Source organism: Pseudomonas entomophila (genome assembly GCF_013523125.1).
In the GTDB taxonomy this organism is placed as follows: Bacteria; Pseudomonadota; Gammaproteobacteria; order Pseudomonadales; family Pseudomonadaceae; genus Aquipseudomonas; species Aquipseudomonas entomophila_B.
This window is the reverse complement of the sequence record NZ_JAAMQJ010000011.1, coordinates 94132-106198: the sequence shown is the minus strand read 5'-3', so window position 1 is coordinate 106198 and position 12067 is coordinate 94132. Positions and strand designations below refer to the sequence as shown.

At 67.5% G+C, this 12067-nt stretch carries 10 protein-coding genes; 3 read left to right on the top strand and 7 right to left on the bottom strand.

What is annotated here, in order from left to right; genetic code table 11:
• Positions 1-168 precede the first annotated feature (168 nt).
• Positions 169-1485 (bottom strand): ATP-binding protein, encoded by a 1317-nt coding sequence (locus G7007_RS08785; RefSeq protein ID WP_181100857.1) that lies wholly within the window; start codon positions 1483-1485, stop codon positions 169-171.
• A gap of 6 nt (positions 1486-1491) precedes the next feature.
• Positions 1492-2193 (bottom strand): response regulator transcription factor, encoded by a 702-nt coding sequence (locus G7007_RS08780; RefSeq protein WP_181100854.1) that lies wholly within the window; start codon positions 2191-2193, stop codon positions 1492-1494.
• Between the two features lie 236 nt (positions 2194-2429).
• Between G7007_RS08780 and G7007_RS08775 the strand changes: the two genes are divergently transcribed.
• The 3 genes from G7007_RS08775 (at position 2430) to mobA (ending at position 7361) form a co-directional block, all read left to right on the top strand.
• Positions 2430-3599 carry an efflux RND transporter periplasmic adaptor subunit gene (locus tag G7007_RS08775; protein WP_181100851.1) on the top strand — a complete coding sequence of 390 codons (1170 nt, stop codon included), beginning with the start codon at positions 2430-2432 and terminating at the stop codon, positions 3597-3599.
• An 11-nt stretch (positions 3600-3610) separates the two neighbouring features.
• Positions 3611-6736, top strand: coding sequence for an efflux RND transporter permease subunit (locus G7007_RS08770; protein WP_181100848.1), 3126 nt, complete (start codon positions 3611-3613; stop codon positions 6734-6736).
• Between the two features lie 61 nt (positions 6737-6797).
• Entirely contained in the window at positions 6798-7361 is a 564-nt protein-coding gene (gene mobA / locus G7007_RS08765; protein ID WP_181100844.1) for a molybdenum cofactor guanylyltransferase MobA, read from the top strand.
• A gap of 131 nt (positions 7362-7492) precedes the next feature.
• On the opposite strand, the gene G7007_RS08760 is transcribed toward mobA, so the two are convergent.
• The 5 genes from G7007_RS08760 to G7007_RS08740 are packed head-to-tail and all read right to left on the bottom strand — an operon-like array spanning position 7493 to position 12064.
• Positions 7493-9439: a response regulator gene (locus tag G7007_RS08760; RefSeq protein WP_181100841.1), complete on the bottom strand. Its 1947-nt coding sequence runs from the start codon at positions 9437-9439 to the stop codon at positions 7493-7495.
• Positions 9429-10301, bottom strand: coding sequence for a sensor histidine kinase (locus G7007_RS08755; RefSeq protein ID WP_181100838.1), 873 nt, complete (start codon positions 10299-10301; stop codon positions 9429-9431). Before G7007_RS08755 ends, G7007_RS08760 begins: the two co-directional genes overlap by 11 nt.
• Positions 10294-11304: an ATP-binding protein gene (locus G7007_RS08750; RefSeq protein WP_181100885.1), complete on the bottom strand. Its 1011-nt coding sequence runs from the start codon at positions 11302-11304 to the stop codon at positions 10294-10296. The genes G7007_RS08755 and G7007_RS08750 overlap by 8 nt, the downstream gene beginning before the upstream one ends.
• On the bottom strand, positions 11301-11705 hold the full coding sequence (locus G7007_RS08745; RefSeq protein WP_181100835.1) for an anti-sigma regulatory factor: 405 nt from the start codon (positions 11703-11705) through the stop codon (positions 11301-11303). The genes G7007_RS08750 and G7007_RS08745 overlap by 4 nt, the downstream gene beginning before the upstream one ends.
• Positions 11702-12064, bottom strand: a complete 363-nt coding sequence (locus G7007_RS08740; RefSeq protein ID WP_181100832.1) for an STAS domain-containing protein — start codon at positions 12062-12064, stop codon at positions 11702-11704. The genes G7007_RS08745 and G7007_RS08740 overlap by 4 nt, the downstream gene beginning before the upstream one ends.
• Positions 12065-12067: the final 3 nt, after the last annotated feature.

Genomic DNA, 12067 nt, shown 5'->3' with positions numbered 1-12067 from the left:
ATTTTATGTTCTATGAGAGCGGGCTTGCCCGCGATAGCGTCCGGTCCATCACCGCCTGCATCGCGGGCAAGCCCGCTCCCACACAGGAGTGAACCGCTCTGCCAGATCGGCATGTGATCTACATCGTGTTAGTTAAAGACGTTGAAAGGCCTGCTTTGCACGCCTCGTTCATGCCGGTGCGACACCTCTGGCCACCGGCAGGCGGATGCAGAAGCACGCGCCGCCAAGTGTCGAGGGCGTGACGTTCAGGGTCCCGCCCTGACCTTCGATCGCCCGTCGGCTGATCGCCAGACCCAGGCCGAAGCCACCCGTGGCGCGGTCACGGCTGCGGTCGAGCCGGTAGAACGGTTGAAAGATCCGTTCGCATTCCTCCATCGGTATTCCGATGCCGTCATCCTCCACCGTCAGGCGACACGCGCCATCGGTCTCCAGCGCCAGGCTGATGCGCAGGTAGCGATCGCAATAGCGCATGGCGTTGCGCACCAGGTTCTGCACGGCACGGGCAGTCAGCCGCGGGTCGAGCACGAAGGGCCGCAGGTCGTCGCCCAGGCACACGTCCCACTGCACACCCCGGTTGTCCAGCTCCTCGGCGAAGGCACCGAGCACGCTGTCGAGAAACGCTGGCAGCTCGACCTCGACCTGCTCGCGCGCCTGTTCGGCGTCGTGCAGGCGGCTGTAGGACAGCAGCTCCAGCACCAGCGCGTCCAGTTCGCGCACGTGCCCGACCATTTCCAGCAGACGCTTGCGACTGCTGGCGGGTACTTCGTCGAACAGCAGCACCAAGCCGAAGTCCAGCCGCGCCAGGGGGGTGCGCAGTTCATGGGAGACCGCGTCGAGCAGCTCGCGCTGGTGGTTCAGGTGCCGCTCCAGGTCGCTGGCCATGGTGTCGAACACGCCGGCCAGTTCGCCGATGTTGGAATGCCCGCCGATCCCGGTGCGCGCGGCCAACTCCCCACGCCCCAGGCGCCGCGCGGTGTTCTTCAGCCGCTCCAGGTCGCGCCAGTGCGGCCAGACCCAGATCAGCAGCCCGCCGAGCAGCACGGCGCCGATCAGCACCGTGACGCCCCAGGACAGCAGGTTGATGTCCAGTGGGTCGGGCGGTGAGTGCAGTTGCACCAGCCAGGTGTCGTTCAAAGGCGCCAGCACCGTCTCGTAGTAGCCCCACTCGCCGATGCGCACGGTGAACAGCCCCTGGTCCAGCCGCGCGCGCTCGGCGGCCGACAGTGCGGCCTGATCACGCCGGATCAGGTGCAACTGCAAGGGTGCGAAGTCCTCGGCCAACTGCCGCTCGACCTCCGGCCACTGGGCGTCGGACACCTGCTTGAACTGCCTGACCACCAGCGCCTGCACGCCCTTGGCCTGGTCCAGGTTGTAGGCCATGAAGCGCGCCTGAAACGCGCCGAAAATCGCCTCGGGCACCAGCAGCAAGGCCCCCGCATAGGCGACGATGATCAACAGGTACAGGCGCACCAGCAGCTTGAACATGGCCGGTCAGCACTCCCACTCGCTGCGACTGAACAGGTAGCCCTTGCCCCACACCGTCTTGATCTTGCGCGCCTCTTCGGCATTGTCGTCGAAGCGCCGACGCAACTTGGAGATCGCCACGTCCACCGAGCGGTCAGTGCCGTTGAACTCGATGCCCCGCAACTGCTGGAGGATCCTGTCCCGGCTGAGCACCTCACCGGCATGCCGGGCCAGCACCACCAACAGGTCGAACTCGCCCCGCGACAGGTCCACCGCTGCACCACCCCACGTCACCTGGCGTTCGGTCAGGTCCAGGCACAGGCCGCCGATGACGATGCGCAGGGGGTCCAGGCGTGGCTCGTGGATGTTGCTGCGACGCAGCAAGGTGCGCACGCGCGCCAGCAGCACACGCGGCTCGCAGGGCTTGGTCACGTAGTCGTCGGCGCCGAGTTCGAGCCCCAGCACCTGATCATGGCTGTCGTCCTGGGCGGTCAGCATGAGGATCGGCAGGGTTTGCGAGGCCTGGCGCAGCTGGCGACAGACCTGCAGACCATCGAGCCCCGGCAGCATGAGGTCGAGAATGACCAGGTCGGGCGGGTCGCAACGCACGTCGTCCAGCACCTGGTCGCCGCGTGCCAGGCAACGGACCTGGAAGCCGTTGCGGTGCAGGTAACGGGCGATCAGCTCGGACAGCGCGCTGTCGTCCTCGACCAGGAGCAGAGTGGGCATGGTGGCGGTCACGTGGCGTCGAAGGCAGCCAGGATAAAGAATCCTACAGGTGAGCCGGATATTTCTTCACAATTTTTCACACATGACCTACAGAGGTTCACAGGCCTGATGGGGCGTGGTGACGTAGCATGGCAGCGTTGCACAGGCAGGCAGCCACGGTCATCGACACGCCGCTGCCCGTGCTCATCCACGCCGTCCTGTTTCGGCGATTCGCATGACCTTTTCGGACCCCTTCTATGTTGCCCTCCCCCTGCACCTTGCGCACCTGCACCTTGGCCCTGTCGGCCCTGCTGTGGCTGACCGGTTGCGACGACGCCGCCGAGCCGACGCCGCCCACCCCGCCTGCCGAGGTACGCGTCGAAACCCTTCATACCCAGCCGTTGGCCGTCAGCAGCGAACTCAGCGGCCGCCTGCTGGCGCCTCGGGTTGCCGAAGTACGAGCCCGAGTGGCCGGTGTGGTGCTCGAACGGGTGTACCGCGAGGGCAGTGACGTCAAGGCCGGCGACGTGCTGTTCCGCATCGATCCGGCGCCGTTCAAGGCCGACCTCGACAGCGCCCAGGCAGCCGTGAAGCGCGCCGAGGCGACGCGCTACCAGGCCCGCCTGCAGGCACGCCGCTATGGCGAACTGAGCGAGATCGAGGCGATCAGCCGACAGGAATACGACAATGCCCGTGCCACCTTGATGCAGGCCGATGCCGCCGTGGCCGAGGCCAAGGCCGCGTTGGAGCGGGCCCGGCTGAACCTGGGCTATGCCACCGTCACCGCACCGATCGCCGGACGCATCGGCCGTGCCCAGGTCACCGAAGGCGCGCTGGTCGGCCAGGGCGAGACCACGCCGCTGGCGACCATCCAGCAGCTCGACCCGATCCATGCCGACGTCACCCAGTCGCTCGGCGAGCTGACCGCCCTGCGCCAGGCCCTGCGTGCCGGTGAACTGCGCCAGACGGGCGAGGCGGCAGCCACGGCCACGTTGGTGCAGCCCGATGGCAGTGTCTACCCGCACAGCGGCACGCTGCTGTTCACCGACCTGCGGGTCGACCCGAGCACCCAGCAGGTGACCCTGCGCAGCGCCTTTCCCAACCCGGACCTGGACCTGCTGCCCGGTGGCTACGTGCGCGTACGCCTGGCCCAGGCCGTGCAGCCCGAGGGGCTGAGCGTGGCGCAGCGGGCGATCCTGCGCGACAGCGCCGGGGTACCGAAGGTGCTGGTGGTGGACGCCGACGACAAGGTCAGCGAGCGCACCCTGGTGCTGGGCAGTGTCCAGGGCGATCGCTGGGTGGTGCTCGACGGCCTGGCAGCCGGCGAGCGCGTGGTGGTCGAGGGCCTGCAGCACGTCAAGCCCGGCGACCCGGTCCGGATCGCCCCCGAGCCGACGTCGTCGGCATCCGCCGCCAGCGCACCCTGAGGACCTGAGCCATGCCGCATTTCTTCATCGACCGCCCGGTCTTCGCCTGGGTGGTGGCCTTGTTCATCCTGTTGGCCGGCGCGCTGGCGCTGCCGCAGTTGCCCGTGGCCCAGTACCCCGACGTGGCGCCGCCACAGATCGAGATCTACGCCGTCTACCCAGGCGCCTCGGCGGCGACCCTGGACGAAAGCGTGGTCAGCCTGATCGAGCAGGAACTCAACGGTGCCGACCACCTGCTGTACTTCGAGTCGCAGAGCAGCCTGGGCAGCGCCACGATCAAGGTCAGCTTCGCGCCCGGCACGAACCCCGACCTGGCTCAGGTCGACGTGCAAAACCGATTGAAGGTGGTGGAGTCACGCCTGCCCCGCCCGGTGACCCAGCAAGGCCTGCAGGTGGAGAAAGTCTCCACGGGCTTTCTGTTGCTGGCGACCCTGACCTCCGAGGACGGCCGCCTGGACGAGATCGCCCTGAGCGACTATCTGGCACGCAACGTGATGAACGAGGTGCGCCGCCTGGAGGGGGTCGGCAAGGCGCAGTTGTACGGTTCGGAGCGGGCCATGCGGGTCTGGATCGACCCGCGCAAGCTGATCGGCCTGGGCCTGACGCCCACCGACGTGGTCGACGCCATCACCGCGCAGAACGCCCAGGTGGCACCGGGCAGCATCGGCGATCTGCCCGGGCGTGCGACCCAGGAAATCACCGCCAACGTCATCGTCAAGGGGCAGTTGAGCGACCCTGCCCAGTTCGCCGCCATCGTCCTGCGGGCCAGCCCGGACGGTGCGGTGGTGACCCTGGGGGATGTCGCCCGCGTCGAGATCGGCGCCCAGGAATACCAGTACGGCACCCGCCTCAATGGCAAGCCCTCCAGCGCCTTCGCCGTGCAGCTGTCGCCCGGCGCCAATGCCATGGACACCGCAACACGGGTGCGCGCGACGCTGGAGCAGTTGTCGCGCCAGTTCCCAGAAGGCGTGAAATACGACATCCCTTACGACACCTCGCCCTTCGTCAAGGCCTCGATCAAGCAGGTGATCATGACCCTGTTCGAGGCCATGGTGCTGGTGTTCGCGGTGATGTACCTGTTCCTGCAGAACCTGCGCTATACGCTCATCCCCACCCTGGTGGTGCCGGTGGCCCTGGCCGGCACCTTCGCCCTGATGCTGGCGCTGGGGTTCTCGGTCAACGTGCTGACGCTGTTCGGCATGGTGCTGGCCATCGGCATCCTGGTCGACGACGCCATCGTGGTGGTGGAGAACGTCGAGCGCATCATGGCCGAGGAAGGTCTGGGCCCGCGGGAGGCGACGCGCAAGGCCATGGGCCAGATCAGCGGGGCGATCATCGGCATCACCCTGGTGCTGGTGGCGGTGTTCCTGCCGATGGCCTTCATGAAGGGCTCGGTGGGGATCATCTACCAGCAGTTCTCGGTGTCCATGGCCGTGTCGATCCTGTTCTCGGCCTTCCTCGCCCTGAGCCTCACGCCGGCCCTGTGCGCGACCCTGCTCAAGCCGATTCCGGCCGACAGCCATGGTCGCCGCGGCGGCCTGTTCGGGGCGTTCAACCGCGGCTTCGAGCGCATGAGCGACGGCTACCAGCGCTGGGTCGGCCAGGCGCTGGCGCGCAGCGGGCGTTACCTGCTGGTGTACGGCGTGCTGCTTGCGGTGCTGGGGTATGGCTTCAGCCAGTTGCCCAGTGCCTTCCTGCCGACCGAAGACCAGGGCTACACCATCACCGACATCCAGCTGCCGCCGGGCGCGAGTCGCCTGCGCACCGAGCAGGTGGCCGCGCAGATCGAGGCGCACAACGCAGGCGAGTCTGGGGTGGGCAACACCACGGTGATCCTGGGCTTCAGCTTCTCCGGCAGCGGCCAGAACGCTGCGCTGGCGTTCACCACCCTCAAGGACTGGGCCGAACGCGGCGCGGCGGATGGCGCCCAGGCCATCGCCGACCGTGCCAACCAGGCCTTCGGCCAGCTCAAGGACGCGGTGGCCTTCTCGGTGCTGCCCCCGCCGGTCGACGGGCTGGGCGAATCGGGCGGCTTCGAATTCCGCCTGCAGGACCGCGGCGGGCTGGGCTACCAAGGGTTGATGCAGGCCCGCGACCGCTTGCTGGCGCAGACCCGGGACAACCCCCTGCTGACCAACGTGCGTGAAGCGTCGCTGGCCGAAAGCCCCCAGGTCGAGCTGGAGATCGACCGCCGTCAGGCCAATGCCCTGGGCATCGCCTTCAGCGACATCGGCGCGGTGCTCGACACGGCGGTCGGCTCGACTTACGTCAACGACTTCCCCAACCAGGGTCGCATGCAGCGGGTGGTGGTGCAGGCCGAAGGCGATCAGCGCAGCCAGGTCGAGGACCTGCTGAAGATCCACGTGCGCAACGCCAGTGGCCAGATGGTGCCGCTGGCCGCGTTCGTCCAGGCGCGCTGGGTCAGCGGGCCGGTGCAGTTGACCCGGTACAACGGCTACCCGGCCGTGTCGATTTCCGGCGAACCGGTGGCCGGGGTGAGTTCCGGGCAGGCCATGGCCGAGATCGAACGCCTGGTGGTCGCGTTGCCGGCGGGCGTCGGCCTGGAATGGACCGGCCTGTCGTTGCAGGAGCGACTGTCGGGCAACCAGGCGCCGCTGCTGATGGCGCTATCGTTGCTGGTGGTGTTCCTGTGCCTGGCGGCGCTGTACGAAAGCTGGTCGATTCCGACGGCCGTGCTGCTGGTGGTCCCGCTCGGGATCCTCGGTGCGATGCTGGCGGTCAGCCTGCGCGGTCTCCCCAACGACGTGTTCTTCAAGGTCGGCCTGATCACCTTGATCGGCCTGTCGGCGAAGAACGCCATCCTGATCATCGAGTTCGCCAAGCACCTGCTCGACCAGGGCCACAGCCCGGCCGAGGCGGCGCTTCAGGCGGCCCGTCTGCGTCTGCGGCCGATCGTGATGACCTCGCTGGCCTTCATCCTCGGGGTCGTACCCCTGGCCATCGCCAGCGGTGCAGGGTCGGCCAGTCAGCAGGCGATCGGCACCGGCGTGATCGGCGGCATGCTCAGCGCCACGTTGGCGGTGGTCTTCGTGCCGGTGTTTTTCGTGGTGGTGATGCGCCTGGCACGGCGGCGGCCCGTCGAGGCACCTTCGGTGGCGTCACCCGATGAGCGCTGACCTGGACAAGCCGGGCCGGGCGTGGGAGGGTCTGGGCAGTCATCGCTCAGGAGTCCGCCCCATGTCCCCGCCCCTTTATTCAGTGCTCATCCTGGCCGGTGGTCGCGGGCAGCGCATGGGTGGACGTGACAAGGGATTGGTCGAGTGGCAGGGCGAACCGCTGGTGGCGCACCTGCACCGTGTGGTGCGTCCGCTGACCGATGACCTGGTGATTTCCTGCAACCGCAACGCCGCTCGCTATGCCCGCTATGCCGACCGTTGCGTGGCCGATGCCGAGACCGACTTCCCTGGCCCGCTGGCAGGCGTCATCGCCGGGCTGACTGCCGCGCGGCATGCCTGGGTGGTCTTGCTGGCCTGCGACGCACCGCGCCTGGATCGAGCCTTGGTCGAAGCGCTGGTGCAGTTGGCGGTGACCCATGATCAGCCGGCCATGGTGCGCCAGGACGGGTATTGGCAGCCGATGTTCAGCGTGTTGCCGCGCGCGCTGCTGCCCCAACTGGAGCGCGCGTGGACAGAGGGCGAACGAAGCCTGCAACGGATCCTGCGGCAGATGCCCTTGCAGGCGCTGGAGTGCGCCGAGGGCGATGCGCGGCTGGATAATTTCAACAGCCCGGCGTGGTTGTAGAACATCGTGGGGCGGGTTGGGCGTGGTACAGGCTGCGTCGTGTGAGGGCGGGTTTTATGGGCCCTGCGGGCCCATGAAATCAGCCCCGCCGTATGTCAGGCAAGCATGAACTTACCGCCCCCCCGGAACACTCATCCCGCGCGCATCATCCCCTGCCCCACCTTCTCCAGCAGCTCTCCAACCTGGAACGGCTTGATCAGCATGTCCATGCCCTCGCCCAGGAACGCCTGACGATCCAGGGCGGTTTCGGCGTACCCGGTCATGAACAGCACCGGCAAGGCCGGCTGCAAGGCCCGGGCGCGGTCGGCCAGTTCGCGACCACTCAGCACCGGCAATCCGACGTCGGTGAGCAGCAGGTCGATGCTGTGATCGGCCTCCAGGTGCGCCAAGGCCTGGGCCGCGCTTTCGGCGAGGGTGCAGCGGTAGCCGGCATCGCGCAGCACTTCGGCTACCGACAACCGCACCGAGGCCATGTCTTCGACGATCAGTATGTGCTCGCCCGACCCGCAGTGGTCGGGTAATGGCTCAGGGCGTGTTTCGGCCGCAGGCTGCGTACTGGCCGGCAGCAGCAGCGTCACCTCGGTGCCGCGTCCGATGGCACTGCGGATGGCCACGTGACCGCCGGATTGACGGGCGAAACCGTAGATGGTCGACAATCCCAGCCCGGTCCCCTGTCCCAGGGGCTTGGTGGTGAAGAACGGGTCGAACACCTTGTCCAGCACGCCCGGGTCTATCCCCGTGCCGTCGTCGCGCACGGTCACCGTGACGTACGTGCCGTCCGCCAGGTTCGGGTCGCCCAACGCGCGCGTGGTTGCGGTCTGTACCCAGATCCGCCCGCCTCGGGGCAAGGCATCGCGTGCGTTGATGACCAGGTTGAGCACCGCGCTTTCCAGCTGCACCGGATCGACCAGGGCCACCACCGGCTGGGCACTCAACTGCAGCCGGAGCTCGACACGTTCGCCGATGGTGCGGCCCAGCAACTCCTCCAGCGATTGCACGTGCTCGTTGACGTCCACCGGTCGGGTATCGAGCGGTTGCTGACGGGCGAACGTCAGCAGGCGGTGCGTCAGGGCAGCGGCGCTCTTGGCCGAATTGAGGGCCGCTTCGGTGTACATCGGCACCCGTTCGCTGCGGCCATCGGCCAGGCGTTTGCGAATCAGCTCCAGGCTGGTGATGATGCCGGTGAGCAGGTTGTTGAAGTCGTGGGCGATGCCGCCGGTCAGCCGACCCAGGCCATCCATCTTCTGCACTTGCAGCAGTTGCGCCTCGGTCCGGGCTCGCTCGGCCACTTCATGGGCCAGTTGGGTGGCGGCGTCATCGAGCTGGGCCAGGTGCGAGCGCTCGCGGTGGCGATGCTCGGTGACGTCCTCGATGAACGCCAGGCTCAGCCCCTGCTCGCGGTAGGGCGACAGTTGCCATTCGGCGTCACGCTGTTCGCCCTGCACGTTCATCACCAGGGTGCCCTTCCACCGCGTGCCCTGCAACAGGTGCTCGCGCAGTTCTCCGAGCATGGCGTCCTGGCCCACCACGAAGCACGCCTCGAGTCGTTCGTACCCCTGGTTGTCCTGGATCATCTCGGCGAAGGCCTCGTTGCACTCGTGGACCTTGAAGTCGGCATCGAGCACGGCGATCGGCGCCGAGACATGGGTGAAGATCTCGCGAAAGCGCGCTTCGCTTTCACGTAGCGCCCGTTCGGTGTCACGCACCCGCAACAGCGTACGCAAGGTCGCCAGCAGCACGTCCGCATCCACCGGATGCACCAGGTAGGCATCGGCGCCGGCGTTCAGGCCGGTGATGATGTCACCGGTCATGATCGAGGCCGCCGACACATGGATCACCGGCAGCAGCGCGGTACGGCTGTCGGCGCGCAGACGGCGGACGATGTCGAAGCCGCTCATGTCGGGCAGGTTGACGTCGAGGATCAGGGCATCGATCGGCTGACTGTCGAGCAGCGCCAGGCCTTCGGTGCCGGTGGCCGCCTCGAGGATATGGTAACCATGCTGGTCCAGCCGGCGACGCAAGGCGTAGCGAGTGGCCGCATTGTCATCGACGATCAGCAGGCGAACGTCAGAGACCATCGGCACCCTCCTGGGCCAGCGCCAACGGGATGATCACCGAGAAGGTCGAACCGACACCGGGCATGCTCTCGACCCGGACGCTGCCGCCGAGCAGCGCGGCGAACTGCTTGCACAGCGACAGCCCCAGGCCGGTGCCGCGCAGTTTCTTCTGCAAGGGCGAGTCGACCTGGGCGAAGTCTTCGAACAAGGTGCCGTGCAGCTCTTGGGCGATGCCGATGCCGGTATCGCTGACGGCGAAGCGGACTCGGTCGGTGCCTTCGAGCTGGGCCGAAATGCGTACCTCGCCACGCACGGTGAACTTGACCGCGTTGGAAATGAAGTTGCGCAGGATCTGCGCCAGCTTCTTGTCGTCGGTGTACAGCCGTGGCAGGCCCACGGGCTCCTCGAAGATCAGGTCGACCGCCTTGGTGTCGACGATCGGCCGGAACATCCCGCGCAAGGCGGCGAACAGGTCGAACATGTCGAACCAGGCCGGCGAGATGGTGATGCGCCCCGCCTCGATCTTGGCCAGGTCGAGCAGGTCGTCGACCATGTCGCTGAGCTCGCGCGAGGCATTGCTGATGAACGCCACCTGCTTGTGCTGCTCGGGGCTCAGCGGCCCGTCGAGTTCGTCGGCCAGCAGGCTGGTGATGCTCAGGATCGAGCCCAGCGGCGTGCGGAATTCGTGGCTCATGTAGGAGAGGAAACGGCTCTTGAGGTCCGAGGCCTGGCGCAGGTGCTCGGCCTGGGTGTCCAGCTCGGCATACAGCGCCAGCACGCCCTGGTTGGTTTCGTCGAGTTCGGCGCGCAGGGCCGCGTTCTCGGCCAGCAGGCGCTGGTTCAGCAACGCCTGTTCGGCGGCGTTCGCGCAGGGCTCAGCCATGGGGGCTCTCCAGGTCGATGACCACCACCGTCACGTCATCCCGCCCTCGGCAGAAGTCGCGGTGCAACACGGCAGCGATCACGGCCGGATGGCAGTGCACCAGGCCAGGGTAGTCGTTGAGGGTCCAGCGCGACTGCAAGCCGTCGCTGTGCAGGATCAGCCAGCGCGCGCTGGGGTCAGCGTAGTCGAACACGTGGGCCTTGCGGTAGTGCCCACCGACGATCCCTGGGTGCGAGGCCAGTCCCTGGCTGCGGGTGCCGTCGATCAGGCTGGCGCTGATGTTGCCGATCCCGACGAAGCTGAAGTGCCGGTGCGCCCGCTCGTAGCGCGCCACGGCCACGGCGCCGCCCCGGGTACCGGTCATGGCTTGGTGCATCGCGCCGATGGCGTCCTGCAGGTTGGCGAACGGCGCCGCCTCGAACACGCGTGCACCGGCGCGCGCCGCTTCTTCGGCGCCCTCGCCGTGGCCTAGCCCATCGATGACCAGCGCGGCGACGCCTTGCTCGGTCAATGCCAGGGCCCAGGTATCGCCACAGGCCGGGTCGTCGTACAGCGAATGCTGGCTGACGCCGAAACGCAGGTCGACACGAGGGCTGGCACGGGGGTACAGGCGCGCCAGCACGACGGTGCCGCGGGCGTCGCTGTAGTGATCGCAGACCTGGGTCAGGCGCGAAATGCTGCCCAGGCCCAGGCCTTGGGTGCCACAGGTGGAGTAGCCGTCGGTCATGCACACGGCGGCGTCGAACCCTTGACCGCGGTCGATGGCCAACAGCTCGAGGCCACTGCCCAAGGGCCCTGGCAAGGTACGCACATGCAGCACACCCTGGCCGGCGTGCTTGAGCAGGTTGGTGGCCAGTTCGGTGGCGACCAGCGCCGCACGGCCGGCATCCACCTCGTCGAAGCCCTGCTGCTCGGCCAGACGCTGCACGCTGCGCCGGGCATGGCCGACCTGGCTGTCGTCGTCGATCGGCAGCACCTGGGTCAGGGAAGCCGAAATGATCATGTCCATCGGGTGATCGTGATCCGGGTGCCTGCGCCAGGCGTGGTGTCGAGTTCGAACTCATCGACCAGACGGCGTGCGCCGGTCAGGCCCAGGCCCATGCCGTTGCCCGAGGTCCAGCCGTCGGTCAGGGCCAGCTTGAGGTCGGGGATGCCAGGGCCTTCGTCGCGGAACAGCAGCCGCACACCGACCTGCACACCGTCGTCCAGCACGCTCCAGTCCATGTCGCCGCCCCCGCCGTAGACGACCGTGTTGCGGGCCAGCTCGCTGACCGCCGTCACCAGTTTGGTGAGGTCGACCAGGCGCATGCCGGCCTCGCTGGCCAGCTTGCGCACCAGTTGCCGGGCCAGCACTACATCCTGTTCGAGACGCACCGGCAGCGTCCCGCTGTCACGCACGTTCATCGCGCGTTCACTCGCAGCCGCAGTTGCGCCATGCCACGCTCGACGTTCAGCGCCGTGCTCACGCCCGGCAGGGTCAGGCCCAGTTCGACCAGGGTGATGGCCACCGCCGGTTGCATGCCGACCACCATGGTCTCGGCGTCCATGATGCGCGACAGTGCGGACATGTTGGCGATCATCCGGCCAATGAACGAATCGACCATGTCCAGTGCGGAGATGTCGATCAGCACACCACGCGCACCCGTATGGCTGATGCGCTCGCTCAGGTCGTCCTGCAGGCGCAGCGCCAGTTGGTCGTACATGTCGACCTGGATGGTCACCAGCAGGAACTCGCCCATCTGCAAGATCGGGATACGTTCCATGCG